Here is a 25,678-nt window from a genome sequence, read left to right as displayed (position 1 = left end):
GGGCCCTGGGGCAGGGGCCCGCGCTCACCGGGGCGGAACCCCCGGGGACCGCGGGAGACGGCTGCCGGGGCCTTGGGGAGGGCGTCCGCCGGCCCCCGGAGGGAGATCGCCGCGCTCCCGGGGAACGGCCGGCCCGCCCTCGGGGGAGGGGGCTGCCGCGGCCAGCCGTTACGCTGGACCCGTGGCAGTCGTCGACGTATCCGAAGAGCTCAAGTCCCTCACCTCGACCATGGGGTCCATCGAGGCGGTCCTCGACCTCGACAAGATGAGGGCGGACATCGCCGTGCTCGAGGAGCAGGCGGCCGCGCCGTCCCTCTGGGACGACCCCGACGCGGCACAGAAGATCACCAGCAGGCTGTCGCACCTCCAGGCGGAGGTGCGCAAGGCGGAGAGCCTGCGCAGCCGGATCGACGACCTCGCGGTGCTCTTCGAGCTCGCCGAGGCGGAGGACGACCAGGACACCCTCGTCGAGGCCGAGGCCGAGCTGACCGACGTCCGCAAGGCCCTCGACGAGATGGAGGTGCGCACCCTCCTGTCCGGCGAGTACGACGAGCGCGAGGCCCTCGTCACCATCCGCGCCGAGGCCGGCGGCGTCGACGCCTCCGACTTCGCCGAGCGCCTCCAGCGCATGTACCTGCGCTGGGCCGAGCGGCACGACTACAAGACGGAGATCTACGAGACGTCGTACGCGGAGGAGGCCGGCATCAAGTCGACCACCTTCGTCGTGCACGCCCCGTACGCCTACGGCACGCTCTCCGTCGAGCAGGGCACGCACCGCCTGGTCCGCATCTCCCCCTTCGACAACCAGGGCCGCCGCCAGACGTCCTTCGCCGGCGTCGAGGTGCTCCCGGTCGTCGAGCAGACCGACCACATCGACATCCCGGAGAACGAGCTCCGCATCGACGTGTACCGGTCCTCCGGCCCCGGCGGCCAGTCCGTGAACACCACGGACTCCGCGGTCCGCATCACGCACATCCCGACCGGCGTGGTCGTCTCCTGTCAGAACGAGAAGTCGCAGATCCAGAACAAGGCGTCCGCGATGCGCGTCCTCCAGGCCCGCCTGCTGGAGCGCCAGCGCCAGGAGGACCGCGCCAAGATGGACGCCCTGAAGGGCGACGGCGGCAGCTCCTGGGGCAACCAGATGCGCTCCTACGTCCTGCACCCGTACCAGATGGTGAAGGACCTGCGCACCGAGCACGAGGTCGGCAACCCGCAGGCCGTGCTCGACGGCGAGATCGACGCCTTCCTGGAGGCGGGCATCCGCTGGCGCAAGCAGCAGGAGAAGTAACCCCCCCCCGCACCACCGCACCACCGCACGACGGCGCCGCCCCTTCTCCGGGGCAGGCGCCGTCGCCGTTTTCCCTGCCAGGTCACCGTCCTGACGCGCTCTCAGCCGCACGGCCGCGTCGGAGGCGCTGCGGGGGACGGGCGTTGGCGATTCGCTGTCGCAAGGGATCGCTGACGCGCTCTCTCGCTTTGTCGACATGCCAACCACCCTTGTGGGGGCCGCCCTCCGGGGTTTCGTCACAGTTGCATCCCCGCGCCTCAGGCAAGGCCGTCCATTCCGGACATCGCGTGCGCAACGAGCTTGACGGTGCATTGAAAACTGGGAAAGCTGACGCGCGGCATGCGCATGTCCGGGGCGCGTGTGACCGGGGGAACGGCACGAAGCCCCCAGCGTCCGTTGCCCCTGAGCGCGCTGCCCTACTGACGAGATCGGCTACTGGGGGTAGCAGCTATATGACGAAGAAGATGCGAGTCAGGGTCGCGCGGATAGCCGCGGGCGCGGTGATCGCCGCGGGTGCGTCCCTGACCGCCGCCGGGGCCGCGCAGGCCACGGGCGTCGAGTTCGGGTTCTCGATCGAGAACGAGTGCCCGCCGATCGACCCGACCTGCGACGACCCGTCCGACCCGGACCCGACCGAGCCCACCACGGGCGGTACCACGGGCGAGACCGGCACCACGGGCACCACCGGTACGACCGGCACCACGGGTACGACGGGCGAGACCGGCACCACCGGTACGACGGGCACCACGGGTACCACGGGCACGACCGGCACCACGGGCGAGACCGGTACCACCGGCACCACCGGTACGACCGGCACCACGGGTACGACGGGCGAGACCGGCACCACCGGTACGACCGGTACGACCGGCACCACGGGTACGACGGGCGAGACCGGCACCACCGGTACGACCGGTACGACCGGCACCACGGGTACGACGGGCGAGACCGGCACCACCGGCACGACCGGCACCACGGGTACCACGGGCACGACCGGCACCACCGGTTCGACGGGCACCACGGGCACCACCGGTTCGACGGGCACCACTGGTTCGACCGGCACCACCGGCACCACCGGTTCGACGGGCACCATTGGCTCGACCGGCACCACGGGCACCACCGGCACCACCGGCGGCGACAGCTCCACCGGCGGTAACGCCGGCACCACGGGCTCCGCCACCATCGGCGGCAACGGCGGCAACGGCGGCTCCACCGGCGGCTGCGCCGTGACCGTCGACGGTGCCGAGTGCGCCGACACCAACAACCCCGACACGAACAACGTCGGCTCGCAGCCGGTGCAGCAGGGCGAGGCCAAGGAGGAGCTGGCCGAGACCGGCGCCGGCGAGACCACGTTCCTGCTGCTCGGCGCCGCGACGATGATCGCCGGTGGCGTCGGCTTCCGCCTGCTGCCGCGTCTGGTCGCCGGCGGCCGCACCATCGCCTGAGGCAGTACCGCCGTCTGAGGCGCCGCGGCAGTACGCTCCCGCGCCGCGCCACCCGCGCCGGCCGGCGCAGGGCCCACGGCCCACCGGCCGGCCCGCGGGAGGGCAAGCGGAAGGGCCCGGACCACCGTTTCCACGGTCGTCCGGGCCCTTTCGCTCGCTTCCGCGCGCTCGCGGCGTCCTAGGCGGGCTGGTGGGCCACCGCCAGCGCCGCCGCGGCCGCCACCAGGAGCAGGAGGAGCGCCAGCAGCGCGGCGGGGCTCAGGGCGCCCCAGGGGCTCTGCTGCATGCGCTCGCGGTTCGCCCGGCACACGGGGCAGCGTCCCTCGCTCACGGGCGCCGCGCAGTTGGCGCACACCAGTCGGTCATAGGTCATGCGCTCTCCTCCTCCCGCGCGGCGGAGCCGCTGGACGCGGAATGTCCACCCAGTTCTCTCCGCACAACGCTCAGGGAAACGCGTCCGTTCCCCCCACCACTGTGCCAGGTCCCACGACTTTAGGCGCGCGCCCCCGGATCCCCGCCGGTCAGGGCCCCCTACCACGACCGACGGGATCGGACAATCCGGGCAAGGCCGGACGGTGCCTGCACGGGACATCCCGGTTCGCGTATGGTCACGCTCACCTACTCCTCCCGGCCGACCGTGGGTGCACCCGTGATCCGATTCGACAACGTTTCCAAGTCCTACCCGAAGCAGAACCACGCCGCTCTCCGAGACGTCTCCCTGGAGATCGAGAAGGGCGAGTTCGTCTTCCTGGTGGGGTCCTCCGGTTCCGGGAAGTCCACCTTCCTGCGGCTGGTCCTGCGCGAGGAGCGCGCCAGCACGGGAACGGTGCACGTCCTCGGCAAGGACCTGGCCCGCCTGTCCAACTGGAAGGTGCCGCACATGCGCCGCCAGCTGGGCACCGTCTTCCAGGACTTCCGCCTGCTGCCGAACAAGACCGTCGCGCAGAACGTGGCGTTCGCGCAGGAGGTCATCGGCAAGCCGCGCGGCGAGATCCGCAAGGCCGTCCCCCAGGTCCTCGGGCTGGTCGGCCTCGCGGGCAAGGAGGACCGGATGCCCGGCGAGCTGTCCGGCGGTGAGCAGCAGCGCGTGGCCATCGCCCGCGCCTTCGTCAACCGGCCGATGCTGCTGATCGCCGACGAGCCGACCGGCAACCTCGACCCGCAGACCTCCGTCGGCATCATGAAGCTGCTCGACAAGATCAACCGCACGGGCACGACCGTCATCATGGCGACGCACGACCAGAACATCGTCGACCAGATGCGCAAGCGCGTCATCGAGCTCGACAAGGGCCGACTCGTCCGCGACCAGGCCCGCGGCGTCTACGGCTACCAGCACTGACCGGCGGCCGGCGGCGGCGGCAGTCCGCGGCGGCAGTCCTCACGCACGGCAAGGAAAGGCTCAACGCACCCGATGCGCGCCCAGTTCGTACTCTCGGAGATCGGTGTCGGCCTCCGTCGCAACCTCACGATGACCTTCGCCGTCATCGTCTCCGTGGCCCTGTCGCTGGCCCTGTTCGGCGGCGCCGTGCTCATGGGCCAGCAGGTCAACGCGATGAAGGACTTCTGGTACGACAAGGTCAACGTCACGGTCTACCTCTGCAACAAGAACGACGCCGAGGTCTCGGAGACCTGCTCCAAGGGCGCGGTCACCGCCCAGCAGAAGGAGCAGATCGAGTCCGACCTGAAGAAGCTCGACCTCGTCGAGTCCGTGCACCACGAGACGGCGGAGGAGGCGTACCGGCACTACCGGGAGCAGTACGGTGACACCGCCATCGCCAGCGTCATCACGCCGGACCAGATGCAGGAGTCGTTCCGGGTCAAGCTGAAGGATCCGGAGAAGTACGAGGTCGTCGCCACCGCGTTCTCCGGCCGGGCCGGCGTCCACTCGGTGCAGGACCAGCGGGGCATCCTGGAGAACCTCTTCAACATGATGCGCGGCATGAACGTCGCCGCCCTCGTCGTCATGGGCCTGATGCTGCTCATCGCGCTGATGCTGATCGTCAACACGGTGCGCGTATCGGCGTTCAGCCGGCGCCGCGAGACCGGCATCATGCGGCTGGTGGGCGCGTCGAGCTTCTACATCCAGATGCCGTTCATCATGGAGGCCGCCTTCGCCGGCCTCCTCGGCGGCCTGGTCGCCTGCGGACTGCTGCTCGTCGGCCGGTACTTCCTCATCGACGCGGGGCTCTCGCTCGCCGAGCAGATGCCGCTGGTCCAGTTCATCGGCTGGGACGCGGTGTTCTCCGTCCTGCCCCTGGTGCTGGTCATCGGCCTCCTGATGCCCTCGCTGGCCGCTGCGGTCGCCCTGCGCAAGTACCTGAAGGTGTGACGAGCGCCCCTGGCGCCGTACGGCCGACGCCCGTACGGCGCCGTCCGGTTGTCCTAGAGTGGGCGGCATGTCGCTGCCGGGTCCCGAGTCCGTGCCACGGCCCCACCGCATCCGGCGCGGGGCGGCGCTGACCGTGCTCTTCGCGACCGTCCTCGCGACGGCCGCCGCCACCGACTCCCTCCCGCACGACGACACCGGAGGCCCGCGCCCCGTCACCGGCGGTGCCGCGCACGCCGGCGGTGCCGTACGGGCGCCCGCCGCGACCGGCCGGGACGTGCCGGCCCCGCGGCGCGGCGGCACCGTGCGCGACGAGGTGGCCCGCGCCGCCGCCGAGGCCGCGGCCGACGGCAAGTCCGGCACCGAGGCCGCCCAGGAGGTCGTCAGCCGCAGCGGGGACCGCTGGGGCGCCGTCTACGACCGACGGGAGTACGAGGAGTTCCAGCGCGCCCTGGACGGGTCGTACACGGGCGTCGGGCTGTGGGCCCGCCGTACCGCCGAGGGGCACGTCGAGGTGGACCGGGTGCAGTCCGGCGGTCCAGCGGCCCGGGCCGGGCTGCGTCCCGGGGACCGGATCCGCGCGGTCGACGGCCGCGCCGCGCGCGGGCACACCGCCGCCGAGGTGGTCGCCCTGCTGCGCGGCGACGGCCCGGACGGCGGGACCGCGGCCGCCGGGGCCGGCTCCGCCGTCGTCCTCGACCTCCAGCGCGGCACGCGTGCCTGGACCGCGACCCTGCGCCGGGCCCGGCTCGCCACCGAGCCGGTCACCGTGCGCAGGCTCGGCGACGCCGTCGTGATCCGCGTCACCGCCTTCACCCGGGGCAGCGGCGCGCTCGTCCGCAGGGCCGTCGACCGCGCCCCCGAGGGCGCCGGGGTCCTGCTCGACCTGCGGGGCAACGGCGGCGGGCTCGTCACCGAGGCGGTCGCCGCCGCGTCGGCCTTCCTCGACGGCGGCCTCGTCGCCACGTACGACGTGCACGGCGCGGAGAACGCCCTGTACGCCGAGTCGGGCGGGGACACCGACCGGCCCCTCGTCGCCCTCGTCGACGGCGGCACGATGAGCGCCGCCGAGCTGCTCACCGGCGCCCTCAAGGACCGCGGCCGGGCCGTCACCGTCGGCTCGCGGACCTTCGGCAAGGGCTCGGTGCAGATGCCGAGCCGGCTGCCCGACGGATCGGTCGCCGAGCTGACCGTCGGCCACTACCGCACCCCGGCCGGCGCCCGCGTCGACGGACGGGGCATCACCCCCGACGTCCCCGCGCCCACGGGCACCGTGGAGCGGGCGCGCACGGTATTGAGTGGCCTCGGGGCGGGCACCTAGTGCGAAAATGACCGCACTATGGCTAAGGAAACAGGGCGCAAGATGATCGCGCAGAACAAGAAGGCGCGGCACGACTACCACATCATGGACACCTACGAGTGCGGTCTGGTCCTGACCGGCACGGAGGTGAAGTCGCTGCGCCAGGGGCGGGCCTCGCTGGTGGACGGCTTCGTCCAGATCGACGCGCACGAGGCGTGGCTGCACAACGTCCACGTGCCGGAGTACAGCCAGGGCACCTGGACCAACCACTCCGCGCGGCGCAAGCGGAAGCTGCTCCTGCACCGGGCCGAGATCGACAAGCTGGAGTCGAAGTCGCAGGAGACGGGTCACACGATCGTGCCCCTGGCGCTGTACTTCAAGGACGGCCGGGCCAAGGTCGAGATCGCGCTCGCGCGCGGCAAGAAGGAGTACGACAAGCGGCAGACGCTGCGGGAGAAGCAGGACCGGCGCGAGGCCGACCGGGCCGTGTCGGCGGTCCGCCGCCGCCAGCGCGCCTGATCCGCCGCCCGGGCGGGAATGCGCTGGCATCCGCACGCGTTGGTCACGTACGATGGCACCTGCCCCGCCTGGCGGGCGCACTTTGAAAAATCAACATGGGGATGATCGGTTTCGACAGCGGCTGTCGAAGCAGGGGAAGCGTGTCGAGGAAGCGGCAATGATCTCGTAAACCATATGTCGCAACCAATAATCGCCAACACCAAGCGCGATTCCTTCGCCCTCGCTGCCTAAGTAGCGAGCTTGCGAAGTGTCAGCCCGGGGCTGTTCCCGACCCGGATCCTGGCATCAGCTAGGGAACTAAACCTCTAGGCCCGGTCACGGGGCGTAGAGGGAAACCAAACAGTGACTGAGCCCGTCGGAGACTTGTCCGCGTGATCTCCGGGGCCGAGAAAATCGCAGCGGACTGCACACGGAGAAGCCCTGGTTCTGCACCGTTGGACGCGGGTTCGATTCCCGCCATCTCCACTCATCCCATGTGGGCAGGGGCCCGGCAGCCATCAGGCGGCCGGGCCTTTGTCGTACGCCCGGCCCGGCGTGGGCCCAGCCCCCGAGCCCTCGCCCCCACGGCCCGGCGTGAGGAGCCCTGGCCCGGCGTGAGCCCCGAGCCGCACACCCCGCGCCGGCCCGCCCGCCCCGGCGTACCCGCCCCGCCGTTGGTCGCGGGCGCCGGCCGCGTCGGTCAGGGCCGGGTGAGCAGGCGCCGGTAGCGCAGGCCCGGACGGCCGGTGAGGGTGAGGGTGCCGACGGTCTCGAAGGCGTTGCGCTCCAGCACGGCGCGGGAGGCCCGGTTGTCCACCGTCGTCACCGCCCGCAGCTCCGTGAGGCCGTACGCGTCGGCGGCGAGCCGGCACACCTCCGCGACCGCCGCCGTCGCCACCCCCCGGCCCGCCACCCGCTCGGCGACGCGGTAGCCGAGCTCGGGGCCGTTCTTTTCGGCGCAGACCAGGTTGACCCGGCCGACCAGCTCCCCCTCGTCGTCCAGGACGACGTGGAAGTGGCGCAGACCGGCCTCCTGCTCGGCGAGGAGCAGGCGGTGCCGCTCGTCGAACCCCGCGAAGTACGCGTCGCCCCGGTCCGGTATCGACCGGGCGAACCAGGCGCGGTTCTCCCGCTCGAACGCCAGCAGGGCGGGCGCGTGGTCAGCCCGCAGTCGCTCCACTGTCACCATGGGACGGAGCATAGGGCAGGGCCCGGCGGGGCGTGCCCGCCACCGCGAGGCACAGCGCCAGCCCCGCTGCCGCCACCGGCAGGACGTACGCCGTGCCGGCGCCCGCGTGCTCCACGAGCCAGCCGCCCGCCGCCGCGCCGGCCGAGACGCCGCCGAGGAGGGCCGTCACCGCGAGGGTCATGCCCTCGTTCAGCTGCCCGGCCGGGGTCAGGCGCTGCACCAGCGTCGTGCCCGTCACCATCGTCGGCGCCGTCGCCATCCCGGCCAGGAGCAGGGCGCCCGCCAGGACCGGGAGCGAGCCGGTGCCCGAGGCGAGCAGCGGGCCCGCCATGAGGACGGTCATCGCCACCAGGCACACCGGCAGCCGGCGTCCCGGGTCCGCGGCCGGGCGCGCGGAGCCGTAGGCGAGGCCCGCCAGGAACGAACCGAACGCCTGGAGGGCCATGACCGGGCCCGCCACCGGCCCGTCGACGAACGCCAGCGTCACGATCTCCAGGGAGCCGAAGACCGCGCCCGTCGCCAGGAACACCACCATCAGCGCGGGCATCCCGGCCACCCGCAGCGGGGAGCGAGGGCGGTGCCCGGCGCGGCGCGGGACGGCCGGTGGTTCGGTGGCGCGCTGCGCGGTGAACAGCAGCATGCCGGTGAGCAGCAGGACCGCCCCGACGAGGGTGCCCGCCTCCGGGAAGAGCGCCGCGCACAGGAACGCGGCGAGCACCGGGCCGAGCACGAAGCACAGCTCGTCCACGGCCTGCTCGAAGGCGTTCGCGGCGTGCACCGCCTCCGGGTCGCCCCGGTACAGGTGGGCCCAGCGGGAGCGGGACATGCCGCCGATGTTCGGGGTGGTCGCCGTCGCGGCGTACGCGGCGAACAGCGTCCAGTGCGGCGCCTGGTGACGGACGCACAGCAGCAGGGCGAGCGAGCCGAGCACCGCCAGCACGGTGGCGGGGACGGCGACGCGCGCCTGCCCGTACCGGTCGACGAGCCGGGCCGTGAACGGGGCCACGACCGCCGTCGCGGCCAGCCCCGTCGCGGTGACCGCCCCGGCGAGGGCGTACGAACCCCGGGTCTCCGCGATCATGATGACCGCGCTGACGGTGAACATGCCCATCGGGATCCGCGCGACGAGGTTCCCCGCGGTGAACGCGCGCGTGCCGGGCAGGGCGAAGAGCCGGGCGTACGGGTTGCGGACACGGGGGCGGCGGCCGGGGCGGGGCCCGGGGCCGTACGGGCGGGAGGGGCGCGGCGGACGGTCGCGGCCGGTACCGGGCCCGGGAGCGGGCGGGCCGCCCGGGCCGGGGCCGTGCGGGCGGTCGGGTCCGGTGCCGCGCGGGCGGGGCGGGGGACCCGGCTCGGTGTAGCGGGGGGCGAGGGCGAGGGCGCCGGGGGAGAGGGCCGGCACGGGGGCGGCCTGCGGCGGGTACGGGGACATGGCCCCACCCTCCGTGCCGCCCCCTCCCGGGGTCCAACACCTGATCAGCGGCGATTGACACACCTGTGTTGTAGGTTCCCGGTCGTGGTCCCCGACATCGATCCCCGGCTCCTGCGCGCCTTCACCGCCGTCGCCGACGAGCTGCACTTCACCCGCGCCGCCGCCCGTCTGTACGTCGCACAGCAGGCCCTCAGCCGGGACATCCGGCGCCTGGAGCGGGACCTCGGCACGGAGCTGTTCGTCCGCACCACCCGGCAGGTCTCCCTCACCGCGGCCGGCGAGCGCCTGCGGCCGTACGCCGAGGCCGTCCTCGCCGCGTACGACGACCTCGCCGCCGCCTTCACCGGCGCCGGGCCGCGCCCGCTGCTGGTCGACCTCAACACCCCGGCGATCTCCACCGGCCGGGTCCTGGAGCACGCCCGGCGCCTCGCGCCCGACTGCGAGCTGATGGCCCGCTACGAGAGCGGCCTGACCGGCGCCGCCGCGGAGATTCTCGCCGGCCGCCTCGACGTCTCCTTCGGCCGCGTCGCCGGGCTCGACCCCGCCGTCCGCGCCCGGCTCGCCTGGCAGCCCGTGCGGTACGAGCCGATGGCGGTGATCCTCCCGGCCGGACACCCGCTCGCCGACCGCGACGAGGTCGAGCTGTCCGCGCTCGCCGGGGAGGCGCTGTACGCCGGGGCGGGCAACCCGCGCACCCGCGAGTGGACCGACCTCGCCGCGCTGCTCTTCGCCGGCCACGGGGTGCGCGTCGCCCCGCCCGCCCCGCTCGCGGTCGGCGTGGAGGAGTTCCGCCGCGTCATGGCCAAGGGCCGTACGCCGGTGCTCGCCGTGGTCGACTTCCAGGCCATGCCGGACACCGTCCGCAGGCCGCTGGTACGGCCCGTACCCCTGTCACCCGTGGCGATGGTGTGGCGCAGGGGGCTGAAGCACCCCGGTCTCGACGCGCTGCGCACCGCCGCGGCCGAGCTCGCCGCCGCGGAGGAGTGGCTGGTCGTCCCGGACGGCGCCTGGCTCCCCGAGGCCGACGCCGCCCTCATGCGCGCCGGCGGCTGAACGGCGCTCACAGCGCGCCCCCGCCCCGGGTGAGAGCAAGGTTTCCGGCCGGTCACGTCGGATGACCCGGCCGAAACGCGCCCCGCCTAGCGTCGGCCCCCGGACGGCGTTCTGGGACCGACACAGCGGAGGTGCGCGATGGGCGGACGGTGGATCGAGGAGTGGGATCCGGAGGACGAGGTCTTCTGGCGGGAGAAGGGCGAGCGCGTCGCCAACCGCAACCTGCTCTTCTCCGTGGTCAGCGAGCACATCGGGTTCTCCGTCTGGACGCTGTGGTCCGTGATGGTCCTGTTCATGGGGCCGGAGTACGGCATCGACCCGGCCGGGAAGTTCTTCCTCATCGCGGTCGCCACGCTCGTCGGCGCGGTCATCCGCGTCCCGTACAGCTTCGCCGTCGCCCGCTTCGGCGGACGGAACTGGACGGTGATCAGCGCGCTGCTGCTCCTGCTGCCCACGGGCGCCGCCTACGCGGTGATGGAGCCCGGCACGTCGTACACGACCTTCGTCCTCGTGGCCGCGCTCACCGGGGTCGGCGGCGGCAACTTCGCCTCCTCCATGACCAACATCAACGCCTTCTTCCCCCTCCACCGCAAGGGCTGGGCGCTCGGCCTCAACGCCGGCGGCGGCAACATCGGCGTCCCCGTCGTCCAGCTGGTCGGCCTCGCGGTCATCGGCACGGCCGGCGCCGCCCACCCGCGGATCGTCCTCGGCCTCTACCTCCCGCTGATCGTCGTCGCGGCGGTCTGCGCGGCGCTCTTCATGGACAACCTCGCGCCCGTCAGGAACGACACCGGCGCCGTGAAGGAGGCCGCCCGCGACGCCCACACCTGGATCATGGCGTTCCTCTACGTCGGCACCTTCGGCTCGTTCATCGGCTACAGCTTCGCCTTCGGCCTCGTCCTGCAGACCCAGTTCGGGCGGACCCCGCTGGAGGCGGCGTCGCTCACCTTCGTCGGCCCGCTCCTCGGCTCCCTCATCCGGCCCGTCGGCGGCGCGCTGGCCGACCGGTACGGCGGCGCCCGCATCACCCTCGGCACCTTCCTGGCGATGGCCGCCGCGACCGGCGTCGTCGTGCTCGCCTCGCTCGCCGAGTCGTTCGCCGTCTTCCTCGTCGGCTTCACCTCCCTGTTCGTCCTCAGCGGCCTCGGCAACGGCTCGACGTTCAAGATGGTCCCGGCGATCTTCAAGGCGAAGGCGTACGCCGCGGGCCTGACCGGCGAGGAGGCCGACGCCTACGGGCGCCGCATCTCCGGCGCCTCCATGGGGCTCATCGGCGCGCTCGGCGCCGTCGGCGGACTCGGCATCAACCTCGCCTTCCGCCAGTCCTTCCAGACCGCCGGGACCGGCACGGCCGCCTTCGTCGCCTTCCTCGCCTTCTACGCCGCCTGCATCGCGGTGACGTGGGCGGTGTACCTTCGCAAGCCGGCGACGACCCGCGCGGCGGGCGCGACCGGCAGGACCGGCACGGCGGGCGCGACCGTCACGACCGGTGCCGTCGGCCCCACCGCCGCGTCCGTCACGGCCGGTCAGGGCGGCGCGGCGGACGCGGTCGACGCCGCCGACGCCGACGTCCCGGCGCGGAGCCGGTTCGGCTACTCGGAGGTGTGAGCGCACATGGTCCGTAACGGCGGGGAAACCTCGGCGAACCCCGGCTGTCACGCACCCTTGTCAGGCTCGGGCCCCATGCACGAGCAGCAGCAGGAACACGGCCCCCTCGCGGGCTTCACGGTCGGCGTCACCGCGGCCCGCCGCGCGGACGAACTGGGCGCGCTGCTGCAGCGCCGGGGCGCGGCGGTACTGCACGCCCCCGCGCTGCGGATCGTGCCGCTCGCCGACGACGCGGAGCTCCTCGACGCGACGAAGGCCCTCGTCGCCGACCCCCCGGACACCGTCGTCGCCACCACGGCGATCGGCTTCCGCGGCTGGCTGGAGGCCGCCGATGGCTGGGGGTACGGGGAGGACCTCGTCGACTGCCTGCGGCGCGTACGCGTCCTCGCCCGCGGCCCCAAGGTCAAGGGCGCGGTGCGGGCGGCGGGGCTGACCGAGGAGTGGTCGCCCGGCAGCGACTCCATGGCCGAGGTCCTCGACCGCCTCCTCGACCAGGGCGTCGCCGACAGCCGCATCGCCCTCCAGCTCCACGGCGAACCGCTGCCGGGCTTCGTGGAGGCCCTGGAGGACGCCGGGGCGGACGTGGTCGTCGTACCGGTGTACCGGTGGATGCCGCCCGAGGACCCGGCGCCCCTGGACCGGCTCCTCGACGCGACGCTGGCGCGGTCGCTGGACGCCGTGACGTTCACCAGCGCCCCCGCCGCCGCGTCCCTGCTGGCCCGTGCCCACGGCCGCGGCCTGCGCGCCGAACTGCTCGACGCCCTGCGCCACGACGTGCTGCCCGCCTGCGTCGGCCCGGTCACCGCCGTACCGCTGCAGAGCCACGGCGTGGACACCTACCAGCCCGCCCGCTTCCGGCTCGGCCCGCTGGTCCAGCTCCTGTGCCAGGAGCTGCCGGCCAGGGCGCGGACCCTGCCCGTCGCCGGGCGCCGCGTCGAGATCCGCGGCCACGCCGTCCTGGTGGACGGGGCGCTGCGGCCGGTACCGCCGGCCGGCATGTCGCTGCTGCACGCCCTGGCCCGCCGCCCCGGCTGGGTCGTCCCCCGCGCGGAGCTCCTGCGGGCGCTGCCCGGCGCCGGCCGGGACGAGCACGCCGTGGAGACGGCCATGGCCCGGCTGCGGTCCGCGCTGGGCGCACCGAAGCTGATCCAGACGGTCGTCAAGCGCGGCTACCGCCTGGCCCTCGACCCGACGGCGGACCCGGGCACCGACCCGACGGCGGACCCGGGTGCGGACCCGGCGGCGGACCCGGGTGCGGCCACCCCCGGCTGACCTCGCCCCGCGGCTCGTCACGGGCCCTGCGCCCGGCGCCGGCCGGCCCTCGACCACGGCCTCCCGCCCCGCCCGGCGCGTCATGTCCGGCCCGGCGGCGAGTGGATGCCGCGCGCGGCCTTCCCGGGGGGCCTCCTGGGGGGCACCCTGGGGACGGACGGTGGACGACGGACGACTCCGCGGTGACCCGAGGCGGTGACTGGCACATGGACGGCGACGAACGGCGGTTCGATCCCGGGCGGCGCTGCCTGGCCTTACTGGCCGAGCCGCCCACCGACCCCGGGCGGCTCGCGCGGTGGCTGCTCGGCTGCGGGCTCGTGCCGCCCGGCACGCCGCTCACCGCCGTGGACGACGACTGGGTCGAGCGCTTCGCCGAACTCCGCGTCCACATCGGCGTCCTGGTCCGCGCCGAGCTCGGCGCCCACACCCCCGACGTGCCCGCGGCGCTGGACCGGCTCAACGCCCTCGCGGCCGCCGCCGCGCCGCCCGCCCCCCGCGCCGTGCGCGGTGCCGACGGCCGGCTCGTACGGGCCCTGGGCGCGGCCCCGCGCTGCGCCCCGCTCGTCGCCACCGTCGCGCGCGACGCCGTCGACCTGCTGACCGACCCCGAGGCGCGCGCCCTGCTCCGCCAGTGCGAGGGCGACCACTGCCACCGCGTCTACCTGGACACCTCCCGCGGCGGGCGCCGCCGTTGGTGCTCCAGCGAGACGTGCGGCAACCGCGAGCGCGTGGCCCGCCACCGGGCGCGCGCCGTCCGCACCGCGGAACCCTCCGGAGGAAAATCCCGGCGCCGTTGAGACGTTCGGCTCCCCGCTCCGTAGTCATGGGGGCAAGGAGTCGGACAGGGTCTCGACCGGGAGGTTCGGGTGCGCAAGGATGCCGCCGTGGCCGATGACCGCCGTGGGGCGCGTCGGGCCCGGCACCGCGCGGAGTCGCCGCAGGTCAACACCCCCGGCCCTGACGAGGAGTTGATGCGGTCGCTCTACGGCGAGCACGCCGGACCGCTGCTCGCCTACGTGCTGCGCCTCGTCGCCGGCGACCGCCAGCGCGCCGAGGACGTGGTGCAGGAGACGCTCATCCGTGCCTGGAAGAACGCCGGTCAGCTCAATCGGGCCACCGGCTCCGTCCGACCCTGGCTGGTGACGGTCGCCCGGCGCATCGTCATCGACGGCCACCGCAGCCGGCAGGCCCGGCCGCAGGAGGTCGATCCGTCGCCGCTGGAGGTCATGCCCGCGGAGGACGAGATCGACAAGGCGCTGTGGCTCATGACGTTGTCGGACGCACTCGACGATTTGACCCCCGCCCATCGGGAAGTCCTCATCGAGACGTACTTCAAGGGGCGTACGGTCAACGAGGCCGCGCAGACCCTGGGGATACCGAGCGGGACCGTGCGGTCCCGGGTGTTCTACGCACTGCGGTCGATGAAGCTGGCACTGGAGGAGAGGGGGGTGTCGGCATGACGACGCACGGCTACGGCGAGGAGTACGCCGAGGGGTCCGTGCACGACGCCGTCGGCGCGTACGTGCTCGGGGTGCTCGACGACGCCGACGCCACCGCCTTCGAGGCCCACCTCGCCGGCTGCGGGGTGTGCGCGGCCCGCCTGGACGAGCTGGCCGGCATGCCGCCGATGCTGGCGCTCCTGGCGGAGGGCCCCGGCCCGGCGGAGCGGCCGGTGACCGCGCCGCCCCCACCGCCGCCCGCGCCCCACGCGCCCGGCGGCCCGCCCGGCCCGCCCCTGCTGAACCGGCTCGTCGACGAGGTGTCCGTGCACCGCGCCCGGCGCCACCGCAAGGCGCGGTACCTCGTCGCGGCCGTCGCGGTGCTGGTGATCGGCGGGCCGGCGCTCGCCGTGGGCGCCCTGTCCGGCGACGCGCCGACCACCACGCGCGTCACGGCGGAGGACGTCTTCTCCGGGCTGGCGCGGAAGGTCTCGGCGACCGACGCGACGACCCGGGTCAGCGCCACCGTCGGCATGGAGGCGAAGGGCTGGGGCACGGACGCCATGCTGGAGCTCAGGAACGTCAGGGGCCCGCTGAAGTGCCGTCTCGTCGCCGTCTCCAAGGAGGGCGAGGAGGAGGTCGTCACGTCCTGGTCCGTCCCGAAATGGGGGTACGGCATCGCGGACAGTCCGAACGAGACGGCGCGCGAGCCGCTGTACGTCCACGGTGCCGCCGCCATGGCCCCCGGCGCCATCGACCGCTTCGAGGTGCGCACCTTCGACGGACGGAGCCTGGTCACGATCCCCACCTGAAGCGTCCCCCCGGGACGGTCCGCCTGACACCGCGGCCCCCCGTGGCGTACCCTCGACGGCTGCCCAGTGCACGTCAGAAGGGGGCCCCTGGTGGCCGCGCAGGAAGCCGACCGTGTGGTCGTCGACACGATTCGGGACCGCGAGATCGGTGTCGAGCAGGACCACCTGGACCAGGTGTACCGCCGCTTGGAGGAGAAGATCCACGAGGCGGAGTTCCTCATGCGGGACGCCGCCCGGCAGGGGCAGGTCGGCACGCCCGGCGCGCTCGCCGAGCGGGACGCCCAGGTGTTCCGGGCGGGGGTCCACCTCAACCGCCTGAACAGCGAGTTCGAGGACTTCCTCTTCGGCCGCATCGACCTGCTGCGCGGCAAGGACGGCCAGAAGGGCCCGGACGGCGCCTACACCTCCGTCGAGCCCGCCGACGACGCGGTGCGGCCGGACGCCACCGCCGAGATCGCCGAGACGCTGCACATCGGCCGCATCGGCGTGCTCGACACCGACTACAGCCCGCTCGTCATCGACTGGCGCGCCCCCGCCGCCGCGCCGTTCTACCGGGCCACGCCCGTCGACCCCGGCCGCGTGGTGCGCCGCCGCGTCATCCGTTCCAAGGGCCGCAGGGTCCTGGGCGTCGAGGACGACCTGATGCGCCCCGAGCTGACCGCGACCCTCGGCGGGGCCGAACTGGCGGTGGTCGGCGACGGCGCCCTGATGGCCGCGCTGGGCCGGGCCCGCGGCCACACCATGCGCGACATCGTCGCGTCCATCCAGGCCGAGCAGGACCTGGTCATCCGGGCCCCCGCCGCGTCCGTGACGTACGTCGAGGGCGGCCCCGGCACCGGCAAGACCGCCGTCGCCCTGCACCGCGCCGCGTACCTGCTGTACCAGGACCGCCGCCGCTACGCCGGCGGCATCCTCGTCGTCTCGCCGACGCCGCTGCTCGTCGCGTACACCGAGGGCGTCCTGCCGTCCCTCGGCGAGGAGGGCCAGGTCGCGGTCCGCGCCGTCGGCAGCCTCGTCGACGGCGTCGAGGCCACCGCGTACGACGACCCGGCCGCCGCCCGCGTCAAGGGCTCCTCGCGGATGCTGAAGGTGCTGCGCAAGGCCGCCCGCGGCGCCCTGGAGCTCGGCGGCCCCCCCGACCGGCTGCGCGTCGTCGCCTTCGGGCGGCGCGTCGAGCTGGAGGCCGCCGAACTGGCCCGCATCCGGCAGGACGCCCTCGGCGGCACCGCGCCGGTGAACCTGCTGCGTCCGCGCGCCCGCCGGCTCCTCCTCGACGCCCTGTACGCGAAGACCGGCGCCGGCACCCGGCACGCCGACCCCGAGCTCGCCGCCGAGCTGCGCTCCTCCTTCGACGAGGACGTCACCACCGAGGACTCCTTCACCGGCTTCCTCGACGCCTGGTGGCCCGAGCTCACCCCCCGCGCGGTGCTCGCCGCCATGGCCGACGAGAAGCGCCTCGGCCGCTGGGCGCGCCGCGACCTCAACCCCGGCGAGGTGCGCCGGGTGGCCCGCTCGCTGCGCCGCGACGCCTACTCCGTGCACGACGTGGCCCTCCTGGACGAGCTCCAGACCCTCCTGGGCGCCCCGGCCAGACCGCGCCGCAGACGCGAGCTGGACCCGCTGGACCAGCTCACCGGCCTGGAGGAGCTGATGCCGGTACGGGAGGAGACGCAGCGCGAGCGCGCCGAGCGGCTGGCCCAGGAGCGCACCGAGTACGCCCACGTCATCGTCGACGAGGCGCAGGACCTCACGCCCATGCAGTGGCGGATGGTCGGCCGCCGCGGCCGGCACGCGACGTGGACGGTGGTCGGCGACCCGGCGCAGTCGTCCTGGTCGGCCCCGGACGAGGCCGCCGAAGCGCGCGACGAGGCCCTGGGCCGCCGCCCGCGCCGCCGCTTCACCCTCACGGTCAACTACCGCAACCCCGCCGAAATCGCCGAGCTGGCCGCCCGCGTCCTGGCGCTGGCGATGCCGGGCGCCGAGTCGCCGCGGGCGGTCCGCTCGACGGGCGTGGAGCCGCGCTTCGCCGCCGTCGGCGACCGGGGACTGGCGGAGGTCGTGCGGGACGAGGCGCGCCGCCTCCTGGAGCGCGTGGACGGCACCGTGGGCGTCGTCGTCGCCATGAACCGCCGCGAGCAGGCCGCCGGCTGGCTGGCCGGGCTCGGCGACCGGGTCGTGGCGCTGGGCAGCCTGGAGGCCAAGGGCCTGGAGTACGACGCGACGGTCGTCGTCTCGCCCGCCGAGATCGCCGACGAGTCCCCGGCCGGACTGCGGGTGCTGTACGTGGCGCTGACCCGGGCCACGCAGCAGCTCACGGTCGTCTCCGGCCACCGGGACGAGCCGGACGCGGCGGGGGTCCCGGACCTCCTGCGCGACTGAGCGGGGCCGTTCGGGGTGGATCCGGCCGTGTGGGGATCGCTTCCCGGCGGGGTTTGTTAGCCTGGATACGGCACCGGCTCGATCCAAGCCCCCGGGCCCAACCTTAGTCGCTCAGAGCGACCACTTGCCGCGAGGCGAGCATGGCGGGCCGGTGTCTCACACGTGGGAAGCGGGTCCACGTCATCCGAGGTGATGGCGTGGACCCGCTTCCTTTTTCGCTGCCTTCTCTCGTATGGTGGAAAACACTTTCCGAAAACAAAACGACCGTATTACCTGCTACTCGCAGGTAGGTGCGACCATCGGAGGGCCCCCTCACGGTCACCGCCGCGCCGGGGGTAGCAACGGAGCTAGGGAAAGCAGAGGAACTCGGTCATGGCAACGGCGCCCAGCGTCTCGTACTCGATGACGGTCCGGCTGGAGGTGCCCGCGAGCGGAACCGCGGTCTCCCAGCTCACCACGGCCGTGGAGTCCTCCGGCGGTTCCGTCACCGGCCTCGACGTGACCGCGTCCGGCCACGAGAAGCTGCGGATCGACGTCACCATCGCGGCGACCTCCACCGCGCACGCCGACGAGATCGTCGGCAAGCTCCGCGGCATCGAGGGCGTCGTCCTCGGCAAGGTCTCCGACCGTACGTTCCTGATGCACCTCGGCGGCAAGATCGAGATGGCGTCGAAGCACCCCATCCGCAACCGCGACGACCTGTCCATGGTCTACACGCCGGGTGTCGCCCGCGTCTGCATGGCCATCGCCGAGAACCCCGAGGACGCCCGCCGCCTCACCATCAAGCGCAACTCCGTCGCCGTCGTGACGGACGGCTCCGCCGTCCTCGGCCTCGGCAACATCGGCCCGATGGCCGCGCTGCCCGTCATGGAGGGCAAGGCGGCGCTGTTCAAGCGGTTCGCCGGCATCGACGCCTGGCCGATCTGCCTGGACACCCAGGACACCGACGCCATCGTCGAGATCGTCAAGGCCATCGCCCCGGGCTTCGCCGGCATCAACCTGGAGGACATCTCCGCGCCGCGCTGCTTCGAGATCGAGGCCCGGCTCCGCGAGGCCCTCGACATCCCCGTCTTCCACGACGACCAGCACGGCACCGCGATCGTCGTGCTCGCCGCCCTCACCAACGCCCTGCGGGTCGTCGGCAAGGCGATCGGGGACGTGCGGGTCGTCATGTCCGGCGCCGGCGCGGCCGGCACGGCCATCCTCAAGCTGCTCATCGCGGCGGGCGTCAAGCACGCCGTCGTCGCCGACATCCACGGCGTCGTCCACGCGGGCCGCGAGGACCTGGTCGACGCGGCCCCCGAGTCGCCGCTGCGGTGGATCGCCGACAACACCAACCCCGAGGGCGTCACCGGCACCCTGAAGCAGGCCGTCGTCGGCGCGGACGTCTTCATCGGCGTCTCCGCCCCGAACGTCCTCGACGGCGACGACGTCGCCGCCATGGCCGACGACGCCATCGTGTTCGCGCTCGCGAACCCGGACCCCGAGGTCGACCCGGCCATCGCCCGCCAGACGGCCGCGGTCGTGGCCACCGGCCGGTCCGACTTCCCCAACCAGATCAACAACGTGCTGGTCTTCCCGGGCGTGTTCCGCGGCCTGCTGGACGCCCAGTCGCGTACGGTCAACACCGACATGATGCTCGCGGCGGCGACCGCGCTGGCCGACGTCGTCACCGACGGGGAGCTCAACCCCAACTACATCGTCCCGTCGGTCTTCAACGACAAGGTCGCGGGCGCCGTGGCCGGTGCCGTACGCAACGCAGCGAAGGCGGCCCTGGCGGAGCAGCCCTCCCTCTGACGGCCCCGCCGGGCGGCGTGGTGTGGCGGAACGCACCTCGTGCCGCCTCCGGCGCGTCGCGGAGCGCGGGCGTCCGCCCCCGCCCGTAGGGTGGCGCTTCGTCGCCGGCAGGTCTCCAGGACGTCTCCGCGCGGCCGGTGCACGGCCGCGCGGACGTCACCGGGACCGGGCAGTGGCGCTCTTCGTGTGACTCCGGAGGGTGCCGGATTGGCTTTCCCGCCGCTGGTGGGGGCAGGATGCGTATTCGGGCGCGAGGGTCTGACGGCAGACCCGGGTCCGAGCACTGTCCTAGGGCCCTGGCAGCATCGGCTTCGATCTCACGCCTCACAGGCAAGAAGAACACGGGAGTAACAACATGAACCGCAGTGAGCTGGTGGCCGCCCTGGCCGACCGCGCCGAGGTGACCCGCAAGGACGCCGACGCCGTGCTGGCCGCGCTCGCCGAGACCATCGGTGAGGTCGTCGCCAAGGGCGACGAGAAGGTCACCATCCCCGGCTTCCTGACCTTCGAGCGCACCCACCGTGCCGCTCGCACCGCTCGTAACCCCCAGACCGGCGAGCCGATCGACATCCCGGCCGGTTACAGCGTGAAGGTCTCCGCGGGCTCGAAGCTCAAGGAAGCCGCGAAGGGCAAGTAAGGCCCCCAGGCGCGTGGAAAGGGCGGTCACCCTGCAGAGGGTGACCGCCCTTCCGTTCGCCCGCCTACGGCCCCTTCCAGGGCCTGTCGTCGGCACCCGCCACGACGACGGCCCCCCGTGGATCACGGGGGGCCGTCGTGTCAGGTGCGGGGTGACGCCGGGTCAGACGGTGGTGGCGCCCGGGAGTTCGACCTTCGCGCCCAGCTCGACCAACTTCTGCATGCTGTGTCTGCCCGGGGGACGCCCCCCGGACCCCCGGCCGGGGGCCCTGGGGGTGGCCGGTCAGACGGTGGTGGCGCCCGGGAGTTCGACCTTCGCGCCCAGCTCGACCAACTTCTGCATGCTGTGTCTGCCCGGGGGGCGCCCCCCGGACCCCCGGCCGGGGGCCCTGGGGGTGGCCGGTCAGACGGTGGTGGCGCCCGGGAGTTCGACCTTCGCGCCCAGCTCGACCAACTTCTGCATGAAGTTCTCGTAGCCGCGGTTGATCAGCTCGATACCGTGCACCCGGGACGTGCCCTGCGCCGCCAGGGCGGCGATCAGGTACGAGAAGCCGCCGCGCAGGTCCGGGATGACCAGATCGGCGCCCTGGAGCTTCGTGGGGCCCGAGACGACCGCGGAGTGCAGGAAGTTGCGCTGGCCGAAGCGGCAGTCGGAGCTGCCCAGGCACTCGCGGTACAGCTGGATGTGGGCGCCCATCTGGTTGAGCGCGGAGGTGAAGCCCAGCCGCGACTCGTACACCGTCTCGTGGACGATCGACAGGCCCGTGGCCTGCGTCAGGGCGACCACCAGCGGCTGCTGCCAGTCCGTCTGGAAGCCGGGGTGCACGTCCGTCTCCAGCGCGATGGACTTCAGCCGGCCGCCCGGGTGCCAGAAGCGGATGCCCTCGTCTCCGATCTCGAAGGCGCCGCCCACCTTGCGGTAGGTGTTGAGGAAGGTCATCATCGAGCGCTGCTGCGCGCCGCGCACGTAGATGTCGCCCTCGGTCGCCAGCGCCGCGGACGCCCACGACGCCGCCTCCAGTCGGTCCGACAGGGCGCGGTGCGTGTAGCCGCCGAGCTTGTCGACACCGGTGATCCGGATGGTCCGGTCGGTGTCCATCGCGATGATGGCGCCCATCTTCTGCAGGACGCAGATGAGGTCCTCGATCTCGGGCTCGACGGCCGCGTTGGAGAGCTCCGTCACACCCTCCGCGAGGACCGCCGTCAGCAGCACCTGCTCGGTCGCGCCGACCGACGGGTACGGCAGCCGGATCTTCGTGCCGCGCAGCCGCCGGGGCGCCTCCAGGTACTGGCCGTCGTCGCGCTTCTCGATCTTCGCGCCGAACTGCCGGAGCACCTCGAAGTGGAAGTCGATCGGCCGTCCGCCGATGTCGCAGCCGCCCAGGCCCGGGATGAAGGCGTGGCCGAGCCGGTGCAGCAGCGGGCCGCAGAAGAGGATCGGGATGCGGGAGGAACCCGCGTGGGCGTCGATGTCGGCGACGTTCGCGGACTCGACGTGCGTCGGGTCCATCACCAGCTCGCCCGGCTCCTCACCGGGGCGCACGGTCACGCCGTGGAGCTGGAGCAGACCGCGGACGACCCGGACGTCACGGATGTCGGGCACGTTGCGCAGCCGGCTCGGCCCGCTGCCGAGCAGTGCGGCGACCATCGCCTTGGGCACGAGGTTCTTCGCGCCGCGGACGCGGATCTCGCCCTCCAGCGGGGTTCCGCCGTGGACAAGCAGTACATCGTCGGTGCCGGTCATGTATCTCGCGTTCCGGTCGGGGGTGCCCCCGGGCGGACCGCGGGGGTGGTTCGGGCAAGGGCCAAGGGAAAAGGGTAAGGCGCTTCCACCCATGCCCCGTAAGGGTGGGGAGCGGGGGAGCGTGTAATGAATTCGCCACAACACCCTGTGTCCTCCGGACCTTGCGGAGGGTCACCGTCCGTTTGCGTGCCGGGGCGCGCGCACGGCCCGTGTCGGGGCTCCGGCAGGCGCCCCGTGCGGCGCGCCCTTCGGCCGACCGGCCCGCCCGCCCTCCGCGCGGGCCCGGCATGCGGGATCATGTCTGGCATGACCGAGGTGTCCTCGCTCGCAGGGCGGCTGCTCGTCGCCACCCCCGCGCTGTCCGACCCGAACTTCGACCGCGCGGTGGTGCTGCTGCTCGACCACGACGACGAGGGGTCCCTCGGCGTGGTCCTCAACCGCCCCACACCGGTCGGCGTCGGCGACGTCCTGGAGCCCTGGGCGGCGCTCGCCGGCGAGCCCGGCGTGGTCTTCCAGGGCGGCCCCGTCTCGCTCGACGCGGCGCTCGGCCTCGCCGTGATCCCCGGCGACGAGGGCCCGCTCGGCTGGCGCCGCGTCCACGGGGCGATCGGCCTGGTCGACCTGGAGACCCCGCCCGAACTGCTCGGGCCGGCGCTCGGCTCCCTGCGGATCTTCGCCGGGTACGCGGGGTGGGGCCCCGGCCAGCTGGAGGAGGAACTGGGCGACGGTGCCTGGTTCGTGGTCGAGTCCGAACCGGGTGACGTGTCCTCCCCGCACCCCGAGGGCCTGTGGCGTGCCGTCCTGCGCCGCCAGCGCAGCGAACTCGCCATGATCGCGACGTACCCGGACGACCCGACCCTGAACTGAAGCCGTGCCGGGTGAGTACCCTTGGCTGTTATGAGCACTCTCGAGCCCGAGCGCGGGGCAGGTACGGGGACCCTCGTAGAGCCGACGCCACAGGTGTCGCACGGTGACGGCGACCACGAGCGCTACGCCCACTACGTCCAGAAGGACAAGATCATGGCGAGTGCCCTCGACGGCACTCCCGTCGTGGCGCTCTGCGGCAAGGTGTGGGTACCGGGCCGGGACCCGAAGAAGTACCCCGTCTGTCCCATGTGCAAGGAGATCTACGAATCCATGGGCGCGGGTGGCGACAAGGACAAGGGCAAGGGCGGCAAGGACAAGCAGTAGTCCACCGGCCATGGCCCGCGAGTCAAGGGCCACGGGCCATCGTCCGGCAGCCACGGGCTCACGGCCCACGGCCTCACGGGCCATCGTCCGGCAGCCACGGGCTCACGGCCCCCCGGCTCACGAGCGCAGGTTCCGGCCACGGACCTCGGCCCTGACCTGAGGACCGATGGGCCGCGGGGTCACGGCGCGGGGCTCACGGTCCCCGGGTCTCGGGCCACCGCCAGGAACCGTGCAGGGCCCCCGGGAGGGCGGCGGCGCACCACGCGTGCGCGCCCCTCCCGGGGGCCCTGCGCCGTTCCCGGGGCCTTGTCGGTCGGCGGCGGCCCGCCCTAGGCTCCTCGCGGTCGTCCGCTACGAAACGTCCGTTGCACGGGGTGCAACGCCCTGGAGGGTCGAGTCGACGTGATGGACCTCGTTCCGGCACCCGCCTCCCACGTCCACCGCCCGGACCGCGCCGGGGTCGTGCTCGACGCCTCCACCGTGCTCGCCGCCGCCCCGGGTACCGGGACCGCGGAGCGCTGGCTGCGCACGACGCTCGGTGCCGCCTTCGGCCTCCCGCTGCCCCCCGCACCCGGCGGCACCGCACCCCACGGCACCGGACCGGGCGGCGTCATGGCCCTCCGGCTCGACCCGGGCCTCGGCCCCGAGGCGTACCGACTCACCACCACGGCCGACGGGGCCGTCGACATCGCGGGCGGCGACGCGGCCGGCGTCTTCTGGGGCGCCCAGACCCTCCGCCAGCTCCTCGGGCCCGACGCCTTCCGCCGCGCCCCCGTCCGCCCCGGTACCGCCCCCCGCCTCGCCGCCACCCGGATCGAGGACCGCCCGCGCTTCGCCTGGCGCGGGCTCCTCCTCGACGTGGCCCGGCACTTCCTGCCCAAGGACGACGTGCTGCGCCAGCTCGACCTGCTCGCCGCGCACAAGCTCAACGTCCTCCACCTGCACCTCACCGACGACCAGGGCTGGCGCGTCGAAATCCGCCGCCACCCCCGCCTCACCGAGGTCGGCGCCTGGCGGCCCCGCACGAAGCGCGGGCACCGCGCCTCACCCCTGTGGGACGACACCCCGCACGGCGGGTTCTACACGCAGGACGACCTCCGCGAGATCGTCGCGTACGCCGCCGACCGGCACATCCGCGTCGTCCCCGAGATCGACCTGCCCGGTCACTCGCAGGCCGCCATCGCCGCCTACCCGCACCTCGGCAACACCGACGTCGTCGACACCGCGGCGCTCGGCGTCTGGGACACCTGGGGGATCAGCCCCCACGTCCTCGCCCCCACCGAGGAGACCCTCCGCTTCTACGAGGGCGTGCTGGAGGAGGTCCTCGACATCTTCCCGGCCACCACCTCGCCGTTCGTCCACATCGGCGGCGACGAGTGCCCCAAGGGGCAGTGGCGGGCGTCCGCCACCGCCCAGGCCCGCATCAGGGAGCTCGGCGTGGGCGACGAGGACGGCCTCCAGGCGTGGTTCGTCCGCCACTTCGACCGCTGGCTCGCCGACCGCGGCCGGCGCCTCATCGGCTGGGACGAGATCCTGGAGGGCGGCCCGGCCCGCCCGTCTCCCGCCACCGCCCCGCCCGCGCCGCCCGCGGTCCTTCCTTCACCCGGCGCCGCCGTCTCCTCCTGGCGCGGGTACGCGGGCGGGGTGGCCGCCGCGCGGGCCGGCCACGACGTCGTCATGTGCCCCGAGCAGCACGTGTACCTGGACCACCGCCAGGACGGCGGCCCCGACGAGCCCGTGCCCATCGGCTACGTGCGCACCCTGGAGGACGTGTACCGCTTCGACCCGCTGCCGCCCGGCCTGCCCGCCGACGCGGCCGCGCACGTCCTCGGCGCGCAGGCCAACGTCTGGACCGAGGTGCTGGACAGCCGTTCCCGCGTCGACTACCAGACCTTCCCCCGGCTCGCCGCCTTCGCCGAGGCCGTCTGGTCGACGACCCTCCCCGCGCCCGCCGACCGCGACTTCCCCGACTTCGCACGGCGCATGACCACCCACTACCGGCGCCTCGACGCACTCGGGGTCGCGTACCGCCCGCCCGGGGGACCGGCCCCCTGGCAGCGGCGCCCCGGGGTGCTCGGACGCCCGATCGAGGGCGCGCCCCCGGACGTGTGAGCCGTGAGCCGGGTCGCCCGCCACGGCGCGACCCGCACGTGTCCGGGGACGGGAGGCGGGGCCGGGTGGGTTCGCCCCCGCAGGGGTCGGCGGAGAAGCGCGGGTGCCCCGGCCGGGACCCGAGCCCGCCGACCCCGAGGAGGTGAGCCCGCCCGGCCCC

22 protein-coding genes and 1 other RNA gene are annotated in these 25,678 nt (G+C 73.8%); 19 read left to right on the top strand and 4 right to left on the bottom strand.

The genetic code is table 11. The features are described from left to right. The first annotated feature begins 181 nt into the window (after positions 1-181). Together prfB and NRO40_RS11100 are read left to right on the top strand one after the other, a co-directional pair. On the top strand, positions 182-1,288 hold the full coding sequence (prfB, locus tag NRO40_RS11105; RefSeq protein ID WP_058945453.1) for a peptide chain release factor 2: 1,107 nt from the start codon (positions 182-184) through the stop codon (positions 1,286-1,288). 464 nt (positions 1,289-1,752) lie between these two features. After that, positions 1,753-2,730: a hypothetical protein gene (locus NRO40_RS11100; RefSeq protein ID WP_306674860.1), complete on the top strand. Its 978-nt coding sequence runs from the start codon at positions 1,753-1,755 to the stop codon at positions 2,728-2,730. Positions 2,731-2,908: 178 nt separating this feature from the next. On the opposite strand, the gene NRO40_RS11095 is transcribed toward NRO40_RS11100, so the two are convergent. Continuing rightward, positions 2,909-3,103 (bottom strand): hypothetical protein, encoded by a 195-nt coding sequence (locus tag NRO40_RS11095; RefSeq protein WP_058945498.1) that lies wholly within the window; start codon positions 3,101-3,103, stop codon positions 2,909-2,911. Positions 3,104-3,379: 276 nt separating this feature from the next. Between NRO40_RS11095 and ftsE the strand changes: the two genes are divergently transcribed. The 5 genes from ftsE to ssrA all read left to right on the top strand — a co-directional run bounded on the left by ftsE (position 3,380) and on the right by ssrA (position 7,343). Continuing rightward, complete coding sequence (gene ftsE / locus NRO40_RS11090; RefSeq protein WP_058945500.1) at positions 3,380-4,069, top strand: cell division ATP-binding protein FtsE; 690 nt, start codon at positions 3,380-3,382, stop codon at positions 4,067-4,069. Positions 4,070-4,141: 72 nt separating this feature from the next. Beyond that, entirely contained in the window at positions 4,142-5,059 is a 918-nt protein-coding gene (ftsX, locus tag NRO40_RS11085) for a permease-like cell division protein FtsX (protein WP_058945497.1), read from the top strand. Positions 5,060-5,126: 67 nt separating this feature from the next. Then, positions 5,127-6,377, top strand: a complete 1,251-nt coding sequence (locus tag NRO40_RS11080) for a S41 family peptidase (RefSeq protein WP_058945499.1) — start codon at positions 5,127-5,129, stop codon at positions 6,375-6,377. 18 nt (positions 6,378-6,395) lie between these two features. Next, on the top strand, positions 6,396-6,875 hold the full coding sequence (gene smpB / locus NRO40_RS11075; RefSeq protein WP_257375394.1) for an SsrA-binding protein SmpB: 480 nt from the start codon (positions 6,396-6,398) through the stop codon (positions 6,873-6,875). A 97-nt stretch (positions 6,876-6,972) separates the two neighbouring features. Beyond that, positions 6,973-7,343: a transfer-messenger RNA gene (gene ssrA / locus NRO40_RS11070) on the top strand. A 211-nt stretch (positions 7,344-7,554) separates the two neighbouring features. Here ssrA and NRO40_RS11065 read toward each other — a convergent pair. Continuing rightward, positions 7,555-8,043: a GNAT family N-acetyltransferase gene (locus NRO40_RS11065; RefSeq protein ID WP_058944822.1), complete on the bottom strand. Its 489-nt coding sequence runs from the start codon at positions 8,041-8,043 to the stop codon at positions 7,555-7,557. Next, positions 8,015-9,475, bottom strand: coding sequence for an MFS transporter (locus tag NRO40_RS11060; protein ID WP_079047458.1), 1,461 nt, complete (start codon positions 9,473-9,475; stop codon positions 8,015-8,017). The genes NRO40_RS11065 and NRO40_RS11060 overlap by 29 nt, the downstream gene beginning before the upstream one ends. A gap of 84 nt (positions 9,476-9,559) precedes the next feature. Between NRO40_RS11060 and NRO40_RS11055 the strand changes: the two genes are divergently transcribed. The 9 genes from NRO40_RS11055 to NRO40_RS11015 all read left to right on the top strand — a co-directional run bounded on the left by NRO40_RS11055 (position 9,560) and on the right by NRO40_RS11015 (position 20,472). Continuing rightward, positions 9,560-10,528, top strand: a complete 969-nt coding sequence (locus NRO40_RS11055) for a LysR family transcriptional regulator (RefSeq protein WP_058944810.1) — start codon at positions 9,560-9,562, stop codon at positions 10,526-10,528. Positions 10,529-10,666: 138 nt separating this feature from the next. Then, positions 10,667-12,136 (top strand): nitrate/nitrite transporter, encoded by a 1,470-nt coding sequence (locus NRO40_RS11050; protein ID WP_079047459.1) that lies wholly within the window; start codon positions 10,667-10,669, stop codon positions 12,134-12,136. Positions 12,137-12,211: 75 nt separating this feature from the next. Beyond that, on the top strand, positions 12,212-13,408 hold the full coding sequence (locus NRO40_RS11045; protein WP_079047460.1) for a uroporphyrinogen-III synthase: 1,197 nt from the start codon (positions 12,212-12,214) through the stop codon (positions 13,406-13,408). A gap of 206 nt (positions 13,409-13,614) precedes the next feature. Continuing rightward, the gene (locus NRO40_RS11040) at positions 13,615-14,205 is read left to right on the top strand and encodes a CGNR zinc finger domain-containing protein (RefSeq protein ID WP_058944811.1); all 591 of its coding nucleotides are present in this window, start codon (positions 13,615-13,617) and stop codon (positions 14,203-14,205) included. A 69-nt stretch (positions 14,206-14,274) separates the two neighbouring features. Next, entirely contained in the window at positions 14,275-14,868 is a 594-nt protein-coding gene (locus tag NRO40_RS11035) for a sigma-70 family RNA polymerase sigma factor (RefSeq protein WP_058944812.1), read from the top strand. Beyond that, positions 14,865-15,659, top strand: a complete 795-nt coding sequence (locus NRO40_RS11030; RefSeq protein WP_058944813.1) for an anti-sigma factor family protein — start codon at positions 14,865-14,867, stop codon at positions 15,657-15,659. Before NRO40_RS11035 ends, NRO40_RS11030 begins: the two co-directional genes overlap by 4 nt. A gap of 90 nt (positions 15,660-15,749) precedes the next feature. Beyond that, positions 15,750-18,038, top strand: a complete 2,289-nt coding sequence (locus NRO40_RS11025) for a HelD family protein (RefSeq protein ID WP_058944814.1) — start codon at positions 15,750-15,752, stop codon at positions 18,036-18,038. A gap of 372 nt (positions 18,039-18,410) precedes the next feature. Beyond that, a complete protein-coding gene (locus NRO40_RS11020) occupies positions 18,411-19,835 on the top strand; it encodes an NAD-dependent malic enzyme (RefSeq protein ID WP_058944815.1) in 1,425 nt (474 codons plus the stop codon). Between the two features lie 355 nt (positions 19,836-20,190). Next, the gene (locus tag NRO40_RS11015; RefSeq protein WP_058944816.1) at positions 20,191-20,472 is read left to right on the top strand and encodes an HU family DNA-binding protein; all 282 of its coding nucleotides are present in this window, start codon (positions 20,191-20,193) and stop codon (positions 20,470-20,472) included. 402 nt (positions 20,473-20,874) lie between these two features. Here the strand turns inward: NRO40_RS11015 and murA are convergent, their stop codons facing one another. Then, positions 20,875-22,215, bottom strand: coding sequence for a UDP-N-acetylglucosamine 1-carboxyvinyltransferase (gene murA / locus NRO40_RS11010; protein ID WP_058944817.1), 1,341 nt, complete (start codon positions 22,213-22,215; stop codon positions 20,875-20,877). 306 nt (positions 22,216-22,521) lie between these two features. On the opposite strand from murA, the gene NRO40_RS11005 reads away from it, so the two are divergent. From NRO40_RS11005 to NRO40_RS10995, 3 genes are all read left to right on the top strand, one after another. Then, complete coding sequence (locus NRO40_RS11005; protein ID WP_058944818.1) at positions 22,522-23,082, top strand: YqgE/AlgH family protein; 561 nt, start codon at positions 22,522-22,524, stop codon at positions 23,080-23,082. 30 nt (positions 23,083-23,112) lie between these two features. Continuing rightward, a complete protein-coding gene (locus tag NRO40_RS11000) occupies positions 23,113-23,406 on the top strand; it encodes a DUF3039 domain-containing protein (protein ID WP_058944819.1) in 294 nt (97 codons plus the stop codon). A gap of 405 nt (positions 23,407-23,811) precedes the next feature. Then, entirely contained in the window at positions 23,812-25,518 is a 1,707-nt protein-coding gene (locus NRO40_RS10995; RefSeq protein WP_058944820.1) for a beta-N-acetylhexosaminidase, read from the top strand. Positions 25,519-25,678 lie beyond the last annotated feature (160 nt).

The organism is Streptomyces changanensis, from assembly GCF_024600715.1.
Lineage (GTDB): Bacteria > Actinomycetota > Actinomycetes > Streptomycetales > Streptomycetaceae > Streptomyces > Streptomyces changanensis.
This window is presented reverse-complemented; position numbering and strand designations above follow the sequence as displayed.